Here is a 15,531-nt window from a genome sequence, read left to right as displayed (position 1 = left end):
CATACCTTTGATTGCAACAAATGTACACGTATGTGCGGTTTTGCTGGTATTGTTGATTTTTCCAATTCTGTTGCGGAAGAAAAGATAAAAAAAGCCATAGATTTAATACATCATCGTGGTCCGGATGACGAGGGAATTGAAATGCTGAAAACAGAAAAATATTCAGTGTATTTTGGATTTAAAAGATTAGCGATCATCGATTTATCTCCTGGTGGTCATCAACCCATGTTTTCCAGCGAAAAAGATGTAGTAATCGTATTTAATGGTGAAATTTACAACTTTAGAAATCTAAAAGCAGAACTACAAAAGGATGGAGTAAAATTTATCTCAGAGAGTGATACAGAGGTTTTGATCTACTTGTACAAAAAATATGGAATTTCATTCACAGAGAAAATCAATGGAATGTTTGCAATCGTTTTATATGATATAAAAAAAGAAAAAATATATCTGATTCGAGATAGAGTAGGGGTGAAGCCATTGTATTATTCTTTGCAGTCTAATGGCAATCTCATTTTTGCTTCAGAATTAAAGTCTATTTTACAGCTAAATCCATCAAAAAATGATATAGATTATTCAGCAGTATACACCTATTTTTATTTAGGATACATTCCTGCACCTGCTACTATTTTTCAATCTATAAAAAAAGTACAGCCAGCGCAAATCATCGAATACAATTTAATCAAAAATGAATTAAGGTCCTTTATTTATTGGACACCAATTAAAAAAATATATCAAAATGAATCTTTTGAAGAAACAGCTGAAAAGCTTGAAGTACTGTTAAAAGATGCTTTTAAAATGCGAATGGTGGCCGATGTACCAGTAGGCGTTTTTTTGAGTGGAGGGTATGACAGTACGGCCGTAACAGCATTGATTCAGTCAGAAATGACTTCCCGGCTAAAAACATTTACCATTGGATTCGATGATGTAGTATATAACGAAGCAAATCATGCCGAAACAGTGGCCCGATATCTCGGCACAGATCACACCACCATCACCTGCAAACAGAGCGATGCAATTGATCTTGTGCCAAAAATTCCCTTTCATTTCGATGAACCCTTTGGCGACTCCTCAGCAGTGCCCACCATGCTCGTGAGCAAACTGGCTCGACAACACGTCACCGTAAGTCTTTCTGCTGACGGAGGCGATGAACTTTTTGCTGGTTATCAACGACATCTGAAAGCTCAGCGACAATTGAGAAAAGTCTTGTCCATTTACCCAACTTTTAAAAACATAATTAGAGGATTAACGCGTTTTTTACCGAATGAAAAAAATATTTTTAAATACGATTTCGTTTGGAAATTGAATACATATTTATCAGAAAAAGAGGTATCAAAACTGTTCCTAAATCAGCTTAGTGTTTTTTCCCCTTTCCAAATACAAAAGATGATAAATAGTAAAAGATATTGTGATCCATTAAAAGAAATATATTTACCTGAAATTGCCAATGGATCTCTTTTAAATTCTATTCTATTAACCGATTTTTACATGTATCTTCCAGAAGATATTCTCACAAAAGTTGATCGCTCTACTATGTCAGTAAGTTTAGAAGGAAGAGAGCCTCTTTTAGATTACAGAGTTATTGAATATGCCTTTAGTTTACCCGATCATTTTAAAATAAAAGATAAAAGGATACAAAAGGCAATTTTGCGACACATTGTACATAAATATGTACCAGAAACGATTATGGATAGACCAAAAATGGGTTTTGGAATACCGATTCACAAGTGGCTGAAAAATGAACTCAAATGGATGATAGATGAACATTTAAACGAATACAAGGTAAAGCGACAAGGTTTTTTTAATCCCAAAGCGGTAAAACAAAGCGTACAGTTTTTTTTGAATAGCGACTTAAAAATCGATCACCAGAGAATGTGGATTTTATTAATGTTTCAGATGTGGTTTGATCAGTGGATGGATTCAACACACTGAATTTCGCGGCAGCGAAATCTGGCAAACAGCTCTTCGTCGTACCACTTCAGGCTATGAGTAAGGGCGATCACATTTCTATGCGTCTTGTTTTGATATGCCCATTGGAGCATGTCTTCTTCGCTTTTCCATACGCTAAATGTGGCTTGCTCCACTAAGGGCAACTCGCCCATACCTACGGAATAAAGAGCCTCAGAAGGTATCTGGCGGGCTACCTCAGGCACAAACTTCCAGAATTTCCGCCAAAGCGAGCGCTTTATACTTCCACGGGTGATGACCGATAGCTGAGGATAGTCATACTCAGATACGTGGGCAACTGAAATGTGTTCGAACGGATTTCGGCCATTCCACAAGCCGTGGCTCTTTAGTGGCATCATCTCGTAGATTTTCAGACTTTTTACGCGCTTTAAAAGCGCTTTAATGTAGATGGATTCTACAAGAATAAGGTGATTTTTTGCGGTGGTTATAATAATATAGGTGCCAAAGTCTGGTATAATTCCAAATCCATTGCCTGAGCCTGTGCCCATCATTTTAAAAAATCCAAAGGTCTGCTCGAGTTCCTTTTTCCATTTGTTTTTGCCCATCAGGGTAAAGGCCCGCCATCTGTTTAAAAAACCTTCAAATTTTAAAACGTATAGAAACACTTTGGTTTGCTCAGTGGTCGTCATTGTACATTCGTAAAAATTTCGTTCAGATGAAAAGGATAACATATGTTCTCTCCTTTCAGTTTTTACTCTTATGTGGCTACGCCCAAAAGTGTGTGGACGCAGAAGTCATTCCTGTGGATAAAATCAGTTATGTGGTAAATGAGCTGGCATCAGAGCGGTTTCAAGGTCGTTACCCCGGATCGCAAGGAGATTCGATCACAGTTGCTTTTATCATTGAAAATCTCAAAGAGCTCGGATTTATTCCGATGGGTGAAGCTGGCAACTACACGCAGCCTTTTTCTGTAAAACTGCAGGTAAAAATCTCAGATAACACCTTAATAAAAACCAGAAAAACCATTGTGAAGCCCAATGAACTGGTCTATCCTACTCGCTTTTCAGAAAATGGAAAAGCGAAGGGTCGCTTGATTTCACCCGCCTTCACTGTTCAGAGTGGTGTTCTTGCCTTAATAGAACCTCGAAAAGTGCACAAAAAAATCGCAATGATCGACCTATTCTCCCTTAAAGAATTGTACGAAAATCATGGAATCGATTTCAAGACATTTAAAATTCAAGATGTAATACAACTGCTCCAAGACCACAAAGCAAAGGGAATTTTGCTCACGAGTACGAGGGTTTCTGGCATTCCGGTTCCTGATCGATTTTTTGAAACGAAAGAGCCTATCGGTTTACCCGTTTGGTACATTTCAAAAGACTTACTCGAGGGTTTACAAAAACAAAAACGGATAAAAGTTATCACTCAAATATCAGAAAATCAGGTTACTACATACAATATTGCCGGTTTTTGGGAAAACGGAGCGCCTTACACTATTGTAATCGGAGCTCACTACGATCACTTGGGAATGGGAGATAAGAATTCGACCTATAGAGGTGAGCCACAAATACATCCAGGCGCTGATGACAATGCATCAGGTGTAGCCGGTGCTTTGGCTTTAGCCAACTACATTGCAGAACATGGAAATAGAAATTTCAATTACCTTTTTTTGTTTTTCGGTGCTGAAGAGCAGGGCCTTCTGGGTTCAAAGCACTGGGTGAGCAACCCCACGTATCCAATGGATAGGATCACCGCTATGCTCAATTTTGATATGATAGGTCGACTTGGAGATGACAGAAATTTAAAAATTAGCGGTACGGGTACAATGCCAGAGTGGGAAAGCGCTTTTAGAAAACTTCCCTGTTACAACATAATTTACCAACTGTCACGAGGTGGTAGGGGTCCTTCTGACCATACATCTTTTTACAACCAAAACATTCCGGTACTTCACTTTTTTACAGGTTTGCATCCCGATTACCACAAGCCCTCTGACATACCGGCGCGCATTAACGTCTTTGGAATTCGCGACATAGTGGCCCTAAGTGCAAGCCTGATTGACTATCTGGCTCAGCTTGAACTACCGCTTACTTTCACACCTACAGACGATCAGCTTGAGAGTCGACCTGTACGCTTATCTGTAACTATGGGCATTATGCCCGGCTATAATTCTGACAATAAAGGTCTGGAGGTAGAAGGAGTAACCAAAGGAAAGCCTGCGGATAAAGCTGGTATAATGAAAGGAGACTACATTGTAAAAATTGGCGATATGCCTATTCGAAACATTCGTGACTACATGGAAGCCCTCTCCCGCTACGAAAAAGGGGATACTGCTCCTGTTCAGGTACTTCGGGCAGAAAAAATTTTGGAACTGAATGTTTTATTTGAGTAATTTTGTTCACATTAAAAATTTTTTATTACAAATGAAAAAAATCGCATTGTTCTTTGCTATTGCAGCCCTTCCTCTTATGATGATGGCAACTGAACCCGAAAAAAAGTCTGAAAAAGAAGGATGTAAAACTGAGAAAGCTGAAAAGAAAAGCTGCAGCTCAGAAAAAAGTGAAGCAAAAGGCTGCTGCTCAAGCAAAAAACCTTCCTAAAGATTTCAAAGCCGGCCTGAGAGCCGGTTTTTTTATGATTTGAGTTACAAATAATCTTTTAAAATCGTTTAGAGCCTTTCACAAATTTTTAGAAAGCAAACAATTAAATTTTGTAGCTGTATAATTTTGTGCGCTCTCAAAACAATCAATTGAATGAATATCAGAATAAAAAAAGGTGCTGATATAAAGATAACAGGCCAGCCAAAGCAAGAGGTGTTGGGAGATTTGAAGGCCGATGTTTATGCCATTAAGCCAGATGATTTTAAATTTCTTCACCCAAAACTTTCGGTGAAGGAAGGCAATACCGTAAAGGCTGGTCAACCAATCATTTACAGTAAAGACGATCACAGAATCACAATACCAAGCCCGGTAAGCGGACAGGTTGTAGAGATTGTAAGAGGTGAAAAACGAAAATTACTGGCAATAAAGATCCTTGCAGATAAAGAAATTGAATACATCGATTTTGGAAAGCTCAATCCGGAAAATGCCTCGAGAGAGCAAATCATTGAAAAATTATTGGCATCAGGCCTGTGGACACTTGTTCGCCAGCGTCCGTATGGCTGCATCGCAAATCCTGAAGACAAACCCAAAGCAATATTTATATCCTGCGTAGATACAGCACCTATCTCAGCTGACCCACTTTTTGTAATCAAGGATAAGAAGAACTATTTAAAAACCGGATTAGAAGCCATTAAAAAACTAACTGATGGAAAAGTACACCTCACTTTTGCGGCTTCGAATCCCAACCCTGAAATTTTTTCAGGCTTGATTTCAGGCAATATTGAAACCCATACTGTATCTGGCCCGCATCCGGCCGGCAATGTAGGTGTGCACATACATTACATCGATCCCATAAATCGAGGTGAACGCGTTTGGTATCTCTATCCTCAAGACCTCGCGATGATAGGTGAACTCCTAGAAACAGGCCGATATAATGCTTCAAAAATTGTAGCAGTTGCCGGGCCAATGGTATCAAATCCGGGCTACTACAACATCATTTCCGGTGGTTCACTCAAGGGATTAAAACCTTTGCTCAAAGAGGGACATACCCGCGTAATTTCGGGTAATATTCTAACCGGAGTGCGTCAAGATGATGACGGGTTCCTCGGATATTACGATTACACAATTTCTGTACTTGAAGAAAATCACGAACCTGAATTCCTCGGCTGGCTCCTGCCCGGTATCGGAAAATTTACCATACACAGAGCGCTACTGAATTGGTTTCAGAACGGGAAGGCTCTGCCCTATAACACAAAGATGAATGGCGAAGAGCGTCCGTTTGTAGTAACTGGCGAATACGAACAAGTTTTCCCCTTTGACATTTACCCTGTACAGCTGCTCAAGGCCATCATGGTGAACGACATAGAAAAGATGGAACAGCTCGGTCTGTACGAAGTAGTAGAGGAAGACTTCGCACTCTGTGAAGTCGTTTGTACATCAAAAATTCCCGTACAGGAAACCGTTTACAAAGGCTTAGAACTCTTAAAATCAGAAGTGGGTTAGTAGATTAAATGTTGAATGATATAATTTTTTGAAGAATGAAAGCAATTCAAAACTTCATGGACTCCCTAAGACCACAATTTGAAAAGGGAGGCAAATTGCACAAGTACTGGCCGGCTTACGATGCATTTTACACCTTTTTATTTGTGCCCGGTCATACAACGCCAGCGAGAGGTGCTCACATTCGCGACGGCATTGATCTTAAGAGGACCATGTTTACCGTAATAGTGGCACTCATCCCGGCACTGCTTTTCGGAATGTACAACGCCGGGTACCAGCACTTCAAAGCAGCTGGCATGCTCGAGGTGGTTACTTTCTGGGATATGTTCCTCTACGGTGCTACTAAGATTATACCGATGCTCATTGTGTCTTATGGTGTAGGTCTGGGCATTGAGTTCGGAATGGCCATTGTTAAGGGGCATCAAATCAATGAAGGATACCTCGTAACAGGTATGCTCATTCCGCTGATTATGCCCATCGATATTCCGCTGTGGATGTTGGCAATATCAGTAGTATTTGCTGTGGTAATAGGTAAAGAGGTGTTTGGTGGTACCGGGATGAACATACTTAATCCGGCACTCACAGCACGTGTTTTTGCCTTCTTCGCATACCCATCTTACATGTCAGGCGAAAAAGTATGGATTGGTGGTATGCTTAAGGGAGAAGCCGTTGATGGCTACTCTGGAGCTACTGCACTGGGCGATCTTGCCACCACTGGTAAGACCGATTTTTCAGCGATCGACATGTTTTTAGGTTTCATTCCCGGGTCTGTGGGCGAAACATCTACATTGGCCATATTGATTGGGGCTGTGATCTTAATTGCCACAGGTGTTGGTAGCTGGAAGATTATGCTCTCCGGAGTACTTGGTGCCCTTACAATGGGATTAATCTTCAATGCTGTAAGTTCTGCAGCCATTACTCCTGAGATGAAGGGATTTATGAGCATTCCTGCCTGGCAGCATCTGATTATGGGCGGATTTGCTTTCGGGATCGTCTTTATGGCTACTGACCCAGTAAGTGCTGCACAAACTGAAAAAGGCAAATGGATTTATGGTTTCCTAATTGGATTTTTTGCTATCATGATTCGCGTATTTAATCCGGCTTATCCTGAAGGTATTATGCTGGCCATCCTGCTGATGAATGTGTTTGCTCCGCTGATTGACCACTATGTAGTGGAAGCAAACATTAAGAAGCGCATGAAAAGAATGAAACTCCAAACTGTAAAAGCCTAAGAAAATGAACGTAAATAGCAACGGCTATACTTTCACCTTTGCTGCCGTGATGGTTGTTATCGTAGCAGCCCTCCTGTCTTTCACTGCTATATCGCTTAGGGATAAGCAGCAAAAGAACATTGATCTCGAAATCAAACAGAATATCCTTAAATCTATCGGTGTAAACGTTGAGCGCAACGAAGCAGAAAAAGCCTTCGACCAATACATTAAAAAATCCCTCGTGATTAAAAATGGACAAGAAGTAGGAGGTGTGGATGCACTCAAAGTAAACCTGGCTGATGAGATCAAAAAACCCGCTGATCAGCGACTAAATCCGCTTTTCGTAGCTGAAAAAGACGGTAAAACTTATTACATCATTCCTTTGAGAGGAAAGGGTCTTTGGGGTCCTATCTGGGGATATATTGCTCTAAACGATGATGTAGAAACCGTTTATGGCGCCACATTTGACCACAAATCGGAAACTCCGGGTTTAGGAGCTGAAATCAATACGGCAGGTTTTCAAAGCCAGTTCGCCAACAAAAAAATTATTAAAGGAGATGAGTTTGTTTCCATCGAAGTTCGAAAAGGCGATGCCTCTGGAGATTATCAAGTCAATGGTATTTCTGGTGGAACAATTACTTCAGTGGGGGTAGATGCCATGCTTAGGGACAATTTGAAAAATTATATCGGTTTTCTGAAATCTTACAACAAGTAATGCCATGAGTGAAGTAGCAGAGAAAAAAATTCAGGTAAAAGAGAGCGAACCTCTTTTCTCGAAAAAGAACCGCAAGCTCATTACTGACCCTTTAAATGACAATAACCCAATAACTGTCCAGGTTTTAGGCATTTGCTCGGCACTTGCTATTACAGTAAAGTTGAAGCCGGCCATTGTAATGTCTTTGTCAGTGATGTTTGTTCTAGCTGTTGGTAATGTAGTAATCTCATTGATGAGAAACTATATTCCTAACAGAATTCGAATCATTGTACAGCTTGTCGTAGTTGCGTCTCTGGTGATCTTAGTGGACCAGGTACTCAAAGCTTATGTGTACGACATTAGCAAACAGCTTTCAGTGTTCGTTGGATTGATCATAACCAATTGTATTATTATGGGTCGGTTTGAGGCCTTTGCCTTAGGTAATACACCATGGAAATCCTTCCTCGATGGTATCGGAAATGCACTTGGTTACGGTGTTATTCTCATTGCGGTAGCGTTCTTCCGCGAGCTGCTTGGCAATGGAACTTTGTTGGACATTCCGGTGATTCCAAAATCCTGGATGCTTTCAAATGGAGGTTTCTACGCAAATAACGGCTTAATGCTGCTGCCTCCTATGGCACTAATCACTGTTGCCATAATCATCTGGATACAAAGGTCAAGAAACACTAAACTGATTGAAAAAATTTAAAAACGACCGATTACCATGCAAGACTTAATCAACATATTCGTTAAATCAATATTCGTAGAAAATATGATTTTCGCATATTTTCTCGGGATGTGTTCATATCTGGCTGTTTCTAAAACCGTGCGCACAGCAGTGGGTCTTGGATTAGCTGTAATCTTTGTATTGGGCATTACTATACCTATCAACTATCTGCTGGAGAATTATGTACTCAAAGAAGGAGCATTAAAATGGATTGATCCATCCTTTGCTACTGTCGATCTCAGCTTTTTGAGCTTCATTATGTTTATAGCAGTTATTGCATCTATGGTTCAGCTCGTAGAGATGACTGTCGAAAAGTTTGCACCCGCACTATACAATGCACTCGGTATATTCCTGCCTCTAATTGCTGTAAACTGCTCAATCCTCGGTGGAGCCCTTTTTATGCAAGAAAGAGCTTACTCGACTATTACTGAGGCAACCGTATTTGGCATTGGAAGCGGTATTGGTTGGTTTCTTGCCATCGTGGCTATTGCTGCCATCCGCGAAAAGATTAAATATTCGAATGTTCCAGCACCTTTGCGCGGTCTCGGCATCACTTTTATCATCACGGGCCTTATGGGCTTGGCTTTTATGAGTTTTATGGGTATTAAACTTTAATCGGAGGACATATGCTATTGAGTGTAAATGTGATCGTAGTAAGTGCAGTAGTATTCTTTGTCGTAATACTTCTGCTCGTTTCTATCCTGCTCTATGCTAAAGCCAAGCTTTCGCCTGGTGGTTTAGTGAAGTTGGATGTAAATGGAACTATTCTGGAAGTAGAAGCCGGAGGCACACTCCTCTCTACGCTCAGCAACAATAAAATATTTTTACCTTCAGCCTGTGGTGGCGGTGGCACATGTGCCATGTGTAAGTGCCAGGTGCTGGAAGGTGGTGGTGAAATTCTGCCTACAGAGGTAGGTTACTTCACCCGAAAGCAGATTCAAGACCACTGGAGACTCGGCTGCCAGGTAAAAGTAAAGGGCGATATGAAAATTCGCGTGCCCGAGGAAGTTTTCGGTATTAAAAAGTGGGAATGCGAAGTAGTATCGAACTATAACGTTGCAACTTTTATCAAAGAGTTTGTTGTAAAACTACCTGAGGGCGAAAATCTACATTTCGAGGCTGGTGGCTATATCCAGATCGACGTTCCACCTACAACTGTAGATTTTAAAGACATAGATATTCGTCCACATCCAGATGATCCAGCCGGTCCTGATAAGTTTAAGCCTGATTGGGATAAATACGATATGTGGTCGCTCAAGATGGTTAGCGATGAGCCTATCTTTCGTGCATACTCAATGGCAAACCATCCTGCTGAGGGCAATATTATTATGCTCAATATTCGTATCGCTACCCCACCTTGGGACAGAGCTAAAAACAAATGGATGGATGTAAACCCTGGTATTTGCTCTTCTTACATCTTCTCGCGCAAGCCGGGAGATAAGGTAACCATCTCTGGTCCTTATGGTGAATTCTTCATTAAGAATACCGACAAAGAGATGATCTATATAGGTGGTGGCGCAGGTATGGCCCCTCTGCGTGCACATATCTTCCACTTGTTCCACACACTTAAGACCACCAGAAAAGTTTCGTACTGGTACGGCGGCCGCAGCCGAAGAGAGCTCTTTTACATAGATCACTTCCGCAAAATTGAAAAAGAATTCCCCAACTTCAGATTCTATGTTGTGCTCTCAGAGCCGCTCCCTGAAGACAACTGGAAAGTGGCTAAAGACATCAATGACCGTGAGGCGGATGGTTTCGTAGGATTCGTGCACCAGGCGCTCATCGACAATTACCTGAAATTCCATCCTGAACCAGAGGAAGTTGAATATTACTTCTGCGGTCCTCCCATGATGAATGCTGCAGTGCTTAAAATGCTCGACGATTGGGGTGTACCCAAAGAAAATATATCGTTTGACGACTTTGGTGGATAATCCCGGAAAAAAGCCCCTATTGCAAGGGGCTTTTTTTATACTTGCTCTTTTGGTATTTGGGTAAATATTCCTTGTAGAAAAAGGAAATACAAACAACAACTCTTCTTATTTATCAATCACTTTACGCGAAAAAAAAATTGCTTAACAAATGAAATCACTTTTTAAACTCATATTTTTATTGACTTTCATGATTCAAGCATGCCAACCAAAGGTGGGCGAAGAGGTAATGCGCATAAATCGCGGCAAAGCTCAAGGCACAACGTACAACATACAATACATCACCATCCAAGGCACAGATTATCAGCGAGAGATAGATAGCATCTTTGCTTTTGTAGATCAGGAGATGAGCACCTACGTGCCGTCTAGCACCATTTCCCGGTTGAATGCAGGTGAAGTGACTCCAATTGAAACACATTTTTACAATGTGCTCAAACTCTCCGATAAGATTTATCAAATGACAGATGGCTTATTTGATATAACAGTGTATCCGCTTGTTCAGCTTTGGAAAATTGAAGACCCAAACTTCACTGGTGCAATTGACTCCTCGAAAGTTGATTCTGTGCTGAATTTTATTGGTTTTTCAAAAATTGCTTATGATTCGACTTCCGTAAAACTTCCTGCAGGAATGAAATTGGACCTCAATGCCATAGCCCAAGGCTATACTGTGGACGTGATTGCTGAATTTTTAGAGTCAAAAGGCATACAGAATTATATGGTAGAGGTGGGAGGAGAAGTGCGTTGCAAAGGCAAGAACATCAATAATAAAATCTGGCTGATTGGCATTGAGAAACCCGTTGATGATCCAAACAATCAAAAATTTCAAACTGTAGTAAAACTCAAAGACAAATCGCTGGCTACCTCAGGCAGTTACCGAAAGTATAGAACTTTGCCTAATGGTTCGCGCTTGTCACACACAATCAATCCCAAGACCGGATACCCTACTAACCACAACCTCTTAAGTGTATCAGTGATGGCTGATGACTGCGCCACTGCTGATGGGCTTGCAACCGCACTACTGGTGATGGGACTTCAAGAAGCCAAGCAATTTGCCTTTAAACATCCGGAATTTGAATACCTTTTTATCTACTTCGATCGATATAAAGGCTACGAAACCTGGCGTTCTGAGGGATTTTCAAAGTACGTCGAACGGTGATTAGCAGGCTATTCTTCTTCTCCTGTCAGTTTTCGCTCGATTTCTTCCATCTCTAAAAAGTCAATGGCCTCTTGCAAAGTGGGCACCACCGGAGCACGCTCGTCAAAATGACTTAAATCTTCAATCTTTGTGATATAAATTATTGATCTATTGCTACTTCGATATTTATCAAGGAGTTTTTGCAATTCTTTTGAATGCGATTCTTTCAGTGTAATTTTTGTTACATCAATGATGAAATGGCGATCTAAATGTCTATTGAGCAATTCATCTAAACCGTTGTGTAAATCGGTTGGGCTATCAATTGACTGAATGGTTAACAGTTCATAAGCTGCTTTACTTACACTGCTGTGTTTCATATCTGTTTAATACAGGCTTTGTAATCGACCATAAATACAAAGAAAAATAAAATTTAATAACTTTGCTCAACGTAATAATTCTAAACGTGAAAAATTTTTCAGTCTTATTTGTGGTAGCAATTTTGTCTTTTACAACACTTGCTTTTTTTTCATATAAACAAAAGAATCAATCCGTTGGTCTTAGTGTAGGCGATACAGCTCCCGAGCTTGCTTTCCCCAATCCGGATAACAAAATTCTCAAGCTCTCGGATTTAAGGGGCAAGATTGTTCTAATTGACTTTTGGGCTTCGTGGTGTAGGCCATGCCGTATGGAAAATCCGAATCTTGTTCGCCTGTATCGCACTTATAAAGATGCCAAATTTGGTAAAGCTAATGGCTTTGAAATATATTCCGTATCCCTTGATCAGAATAAAGCTGATTGGCAAAAGGCAATAGCTGATGACGGGCTCATTTGGCCGAATCACGTAAGTGACTTAAAATTCTGGAAATCAGAGCCTGCACGTATTTACAATGTAAATTCAATTCCGATGACCTATCTTATTGATGAAAAAGGGGTTATCATAGCTCGGGGATTGAGAGGGCAGGCACTCGAACGCGCCCTTGAAGGACTTCGCACCAATCAGCGCTAATAATCAAACAAGCCATTTTGTCGGATTAAAATCTGATGGCAGCACTTTTGATTTATTGCCAAAGCCAAATTTACTCTGTTAAAAAATGGAAGAAAACGTAAAAGAACCCGTTGAGGAAGTACAAAACCCAATTATAGATACCCATCAACCGGGAAGCGCTGAAAACGAAGCGCCTGAACCCACTATTTCAGAAGACGAAGAACTTGCAGAATTGAAAGATAAATATTTGCGTTTATACGCTGATTTTGAAAATTTTAGAAAGCGAAATGCCAAAGAGCGCATTGAGCTTGTACAAACGGCCAACAAGGAGCTCATGCAAGCCTTGTTGCCTGTTTTAGATGATTTTGACAGAGCCTTTAAAAATTTAGGTGACAAAATTTCAGGTGATCCGGTTTTAGAAGGCTTTAAGTTGATCCATCACAAAATGCTGGACATTATGATTCACAAGGGCTTAAAGCCAATGGAATCAGCCAGTGGAAAGGACTTCGATGTAGAGTCTATGGAAGCCATCACCAAAATTCCTGCTCCAAGCGAAGACATGAAGGGAAAGGTGGTGGACGAAGTAGAACGTGGCTATATGCTCGGTGAAAAGGTACTGAGATATGCCAAAGTAGTAGTTGGTGAATAAATGCGGTAGGTATGGCTGCTAAAAGAGATTACTACGAAGTGCTGGGTGTGAGCCGTAATGCTACGGCCGATGAGATTAAAAAAGCCTATCGGAAGCTGGCCATCCAGTACCATCCTGATAAAAACCCAAACAACAAGGAGGCTGAAGAAAAATTCAAAGAGGCCGCTGAAGCCTATGAAGTGCTTAGCGACCCTGAAAAACGCGCCATGTACGACAGATATGGCCACGCAGCTACTTCGTCTGCTGGTGGTCAGTATGCCGACATGGACCCCTATGACATCTTCGATCGCTTCAAAGACATCTTTGGCTTTGGTGACGAATTTGGCTTTTCTGGAAGCAGAAGTTCAGCCAAGGGTTCAAATCTTCGAGTAAAAATCAAAGTTACTCTCGAAGACATCATCAATGGTGCTGAGAAGAAAATCAAAATAAAACGGTCGGTACTGGCTAAGGGTGTAAACTTTACAACGTGCCGCATCTGTAATGGAAGTGGTAGGGTATACAAGGTGCAAAACACCATCTTCGGGGCTATGCGGGCAGAGTCGGCCTGCGGCCATTGTATGGGAACAGGTAAAACCATCACAAATGTGCCACCTGGCGTAGGCCCTGATGGATTAGAAAAAGTGGAAGATACCGTAACCATTCAAATACCCCCCGGTGCTGTAGAAGGTATGCAATTGCAAATGCGCGGCAAAGGAAATGAGGCACCAGGTGGTGGTAAGCCGGGAGATTTAATCATTCAAATCGAAGAAGTAGAACACGAACTCTTCAAACGCGAAGGTACCAATCTGCACTATGATCTCTACATCTCAATACCCGATGCAGTGCTTGGCACTCAGGTAGAAATTCCCTATTTTGGTTCTAAGCTGAGAGTAAAACTTGAACCTGGTACACAAAGCGGTAAGATTTTAAGACTAAAAGGAAAGGGCATCCCCAATATCAATGGGTATGATAGGGGTGATCTTTTGATTCACGTGAATGTGTGGATACCCAAAAAGCTTACGCCCGAGCAACAGCGCATCATGCAGTCGTGGGCCTATGACCCTAACTTCAAACCCGCTCCTGATAAAACCGATAAGTCTTTCTTTGAAAAAGTAAAAGAAATGTTCTCTTAACTACTCGAACTCAGAGCAATCTTTAGTGGTTCATTGACATTCGTCAGTTGTGTAAGCGTACAAAGAACACTAAGTTTGCCCTGAGTTCAATATATTTTTATGCTAAAAGTACCTTCTCACATAGCTGTTCTCACCTCCGGAGGCGATGCGCCTGGAATGAATGCAGCCATTAGAGCCGTAGTGCGTAGCGCAGTGTATTATGGTAAGAGAGTATCAGGTGTTTACAACGGCTATGAAGGATTGATAGACGCCACATTTGAAGAATTAGATTCCAGATCTGTAAAATATATCCTCAATCACGGCGGTACATTTCTTAAATCGGCCCGTAGCCAGCGCTTCCGCACGACTGAAGGCCGAAAACAGGCATACGAGAATTTAGTAAAAGCCGGAATTGATGCTCTAATTGTAATCGGCGGAGATGGAAGCTTTACAGGCGCTAAAATTTTTTCAGAAGAATTCGACTTTCAGGTAATAGGCGTACCGGGAACGATTGACAACGACCTTTATGGAACTGATTTTACCATTGGCTTTGACACGGCAACGAATACCGCCATCGAGTGTATTGATAAGATTCGAGACACGGCTTCTTCACACGACCGTCTCTTTCTGGTTGAGGTAATGGGTCGCGACAGCGGATTTATTGCTTTGCGCTCGGCCATAGCTGCAGGAGCTCTTGAGGTGATCATGCCTGAAAACAGCATCACTTACGATCAACTTTACCAGTCTATCGAAAGAGCTGGCCAAAACAAAAAATTCTCAAACATTATAGTAGTAGCCGAAGGAAACAAATTGGGAAACATTTTCGAAATATCTGACCATCTCAAGGCAAAATTTCCGCATCTCGATATAAAAGTTACCATTCTTGGACACCTTCAAAGAGGTGGCTCGCCAACGGTTTTTGATCGCGTACTTGCCTCTAAGCTTGGCGTAGCTGCTGTAGAAGGACTATTAATTGGCCGCAATAAAGTGATGGCCGGCGTAATGCACAATCAGGTGATCTATACCCCATTCGAAGAGGCCATTACGCGCAGAGCTTATATAAATCCAGAACTTATTCGAATCAATAAAATTTTAACCATCTAAATACA

The 15,531-nt window shown here is 41.2% G+C and carries 16 protein-coding genes; 14 read left to right on the top strand and 2 right to left on the bottom strand.

Translation table 11 applies throughout. The annotated features are described in order from the left end of the window. Positions 1–30 precede the first annotated feature (30 nt). Entirely contained in the window at positions 31–1,929 is a 1,899-nt protein-coding gene (gene asnB / locus ACK4EX_RS06755; RefSeq protein ID WP_409771079.1) for an asparagine synthase (glutamine-hydrolyzing), read from the top strand. Here the strand turns inward: asnB and ACK4EX_RS06750 are convergent. Next, a complete protein-coding gene (locus tag ACK4EX_RS06750; protein ID WP_409771077.1) occupies positions 1,905–2,636 on the bottom strand; it encodes a hypothetical protein in 732 nt (243 codons plus the stop codon). The genes asnB and ACK4EX_RS06750 overlap by 25 nt on opposite strands. On the opposite strand from ACK4EX_RS06750, the gene ACK4EX_RS06745 reads away from it, so the two are divergent. The 9 genes from ACK4EX_RS06745 to ACK4EX_RS06705 all read left to right on the top strand — a co-directional run bounded on the left by ACK4EX_RS06745 (position 2,621) and on the right by ACK4EX_RS06705 (position 11,718). Beyond that, positions 2,621–4,294 carry a M20/M25/M40 family metallo-hydrolase gene (locus ACK4EX_RS06745; protein ID WP_409771075.1) on the top strand — a complete coding sequence of 558 codons (1,674 nt, stop codon included), beginning with the start codon at positions 2,621–2,623 and terminating at the stop codon, positions 4,292–4,294. The two genes, ACK4EX_RS06750 and ACK4EX_RS06745, sit on opposite strands and share 16 nt — an antisense overlap. A 31-nt stretch (positions 4,295–4,325) precedes the next feature. After that, positions 4,326–4,502 (top strand): hypothetical protein, encoded by a 177-nt coding sequence (locus ACK4EX_RS06740; protein WP_409771072.1) that lies wholly within the window; start codon positions 4,326–4,328, stop codon positions 4,500–4,502. Positions 4,503–4,655: 153 nt separating this feature from the next. After that, a complete protein-coding gene (locus ACK4EX_RS06735) occupies positions 4,656–6,005 on the top strand; it encodes a Na(+)-translocating NADH-quinone reductase subunit A (protein WP_409771070.1) in 1,350 nt (449 codons plus the stop codon). Between the two features lie 35 nt (positions 6,006–6,040). Next, the gene (locus ACK4EX_RS06730) at positions 6,041–7,234 is read left to right on the top strand and encodes an NADH:ubiquinone reductase (Na(+)-transporting) subunit B (protein WP_409771068.1); all 1,194 of its coding nucleotides are present in this window, start codon (positions 6,041–6,043) and stop codon (positions 7,232–7,234) included. A 4-nt stretch (positions 7,235–7,238) separates the two neighbouring features. Next, on the top strand, positions 7,239–7,928 hold the full coding sequence (nqrC, locus tag ACK4EX_RS06725) for an NADH:ubiquinone reductase (Na(+)-transporting) subunit C (RefSeq protein ID WP_409771066.1): 690 nt from the start codon (positions 7,239–7,241) through the stop codon (positions 7,926–7,928). 4 nt (positions 7,929–7,932) lie between these two features. Then, positions 7,933–8,616: an NADH:ubiquinone reductase (Na(+)-transporting) subunit D gene (locus ACK4EX_RS06720; protein ID WP_409771063.1), complete on the top strand. Its 684-nt coding sequence runs from the start codon at positions 7,933–7,935 to the stop codon at positions 8,614–8,616. Between the two features lie 15 nt (positions 8,617–8,631). Then, entirely contained in the window at positions 8,632–9,249 is a 618-nt protein-coding gene (gene nqrE / locus ACK4EX_RS06715) for an NADH:ubiquinone reductase (Na(+)-transporting) subunit E (protein WP_124398651.1), read from the top strand. 11 nt (positions 9,250–9,260) lie between these two features. Further along, on the top strand, positions 9,261–10,565 hold the full coding sequence (gene nqrF / locus ACK4EX_RS06710; protein WP_409771061.1) for an NADH:ubiquinone reductase (Na(+)-transporting) subunit F: 1,305 nt from the start codon (positions 9,261–9,263) through the stop codon (positions 10,563–10,565). Between the two features lie 148 nt (positions 10,566–10,713). Beyond that, positions 10,714–11,718, top strand: coding sequence for an FAD:protein FMN transferase (locus ACK4EX_RS06705; RefSeq protein WP_409771058.1), 1,005 nt, complete (start codon positions 10,714–10,716; stop codon positions 11,716–11,718). An 8-nt stretch (positions 11,719–11,726) separates the two neighbouring features. On the opposite strand, the gene ACK4EX_RS06700 is transcribed toward ACK4EX_RS06705, so the two are convergent. Then, positions 11,727–12,074, bottom strand: a complete 348-nt coding sequence (locus tag ACK4EX_RS06700; RefSeq protein WP_409771055.1) for a hypothetical protein — start codon at positions 12,072–12,074, stop codon at positions 11,727–11,729. 86 nt (positions 12,075–12,160) lie between these two features. Between ACK4EX_RS06700 and ACK4EX_RS06695 the strand changes: the two genes are divergently transcribed. From ACK4EX_RS06695 to pfkA, 4 genes are all read left to right on the top strand, one after another. Then, complete coding sequence (locus ACK4EX_RS06695; RefSeq protein ID WP_409771054.1) at positions 12,161–12,703, top strand: TlpA family protein disulfide reductase; 543 nt, start codon at positions 12,161–12,163, stop codon at positions 12,701–12,703. Positions 12,704–12,788: 85 nt separating this feature from the next. Beyond that, positions 12,789–13,331, top strand: a complete 543-nt coding sequence (locus tag ACK4EX_RS06690) for a nucleotide exchange factor GrpE (protein ID WP_409771051.1) — start codon at positions 12,789–12,791, stop codon at positions 13,329–13,331. 11 nt (positions 13,332–13,342) lie between these two features. Continuing rightward, positions 13,343–14,443 carry a molecular chaperone DnaJ gene (gene dnaJ, locus ACK4EX_RS06685; RefSeq protein ID WP_409771048.1) on the top strand — a complete coding sequence of 367 codons (1,101 nt, stop codon included), beginning with the start codon at positions 13,343–13,345 and terminating at the stop codon, positions 14,441–14,443. A gap of 99 nt (positions 14,444–14,542) precedes the next feature. Beyond that, a complete protein-coding gene (gene pfkA, locus ACK4EX_RS06680) occupies positions 14,543–15,526 on the top strand; it encodes a 6-phosphofructokinase (RefSeq protein ID WP_409771045.1) in 984 nt (327 codons plus the stop codon). The last annotated feature ends 5 nt before the right edge of the window (positions 15,527–15,531 follow it).

The organism is Thermaurantimonas sp., from assembly GCF_046299575.1.
In the GTDB taxonomy this organism is placed as follows: domain Bacteria; phylum Bacteroidota; class Bacteroidia; order Flavobacteriales; family Schleiferiaceae; genus Thermaurantimonas.
Note: the sequence above shows the minus strand (reverse complement) of the source record. Positions and strands in the feature narration are given on the sequence as shown.

Coding starts and splice junctions, on each gene's coding strand:
- asnB (WP_409771079.1), top strand. CDS start 31: ATGTGCGGTTTTGCTGGTATTGTTGATTTTTCCAATTCTGTTGCGGAA.
- ACK4EX_RS06745 (WP_409771075.1), top strand. CDS start 2,621: ATGAAAAGGATAACATATGTTCTCTCCTTTCAGTTTTTACTCTTATGT.
- ACK4EX_RS06750 (WP_409771077.1), bottom strand. CDS start 2,636: ATGTTATCCTTTTCATCTGAACGAAATTTTTACGAATGTACAATGACG.
- ACK4EX_RS06740 (WP_409771072.1), top strand. CDS start 4,326: ATGAAAAAAATCGCATTGTTCTTTGCTATTGCAGCCCTTCCTCTTATG.
- ACK4EX_RS06735 (WP_409771070.1), top strand. CDS start 4,656: ATGAATATCAGAATAAAAAAAGGTGCTGATATAAAGATAACAGGCCAG.
- ACK4EX_RS06730 (WP_409771068.1), top strand. CDS start 6,041: ATGAAAGCAATTCAAAACTTCATGGACTCCCTAAGACCACAATTTGAA.
- nqrC (WP_409771066.1), top strand. CDS start 7,239: ATGAACGTAAATAGCAACGGCTATACTTTCACCTTTGCTGCCGTGATG.
- ACK4EX_RS06720 (WP_409771063.1), top strand. CDS start 7,933: ATGAGTGAAGTAGCAGAGAAAAAAATTCAGGTAAAAGAGAGCGAACCT.
- nqrE (WP_124398651.1), top strand. CDS start 8,632: ATGCAAGACTTAATCAACATATTCGTTAAATCAATATTCGTAGAAAAT.
- nqrF (WP_409771061.1), top strand. CDS start 9,261: ATGCTATTGAGTGTAAATGTGATCGTAGTAAGTGCAGTAGTATTCTTT.
- ACK4EX_RS06705 (WP_409771058.1), top strand. CDS start 10,714: ATGAAATCACTTTTTAAACTCATATTTTTATTGACTTTCATGATTCAA.
- ACK4EX_RS06700 (WP_409771055.1), bottom strand. CDS start 12,074: ATGAAACACAGCAGTGTAAGTAAAGCAGCTTATGAACTGTTAACCATT.
- ACK4EX_RS06690 (WP_409771051.1), top strand. CDS start 12,789: ATGGAAGAAAACGTAAAAGAACCCGTTGAGGAAGTACAAAACCCAATT.
- dnaJ (WP_409771048.1), top strand. CDS start 13,343: ATGGCTGCTAAAAGAGATTACTACGAAGTGCTGGGTGTGAGCCGTAAT.
- pfkA (WP_409771045.1), top strand. CDS start 14,543: ATGCTAAAAGTACCTTCTCACATAGCTGTTCTCACCTCCGGAGGCGAT.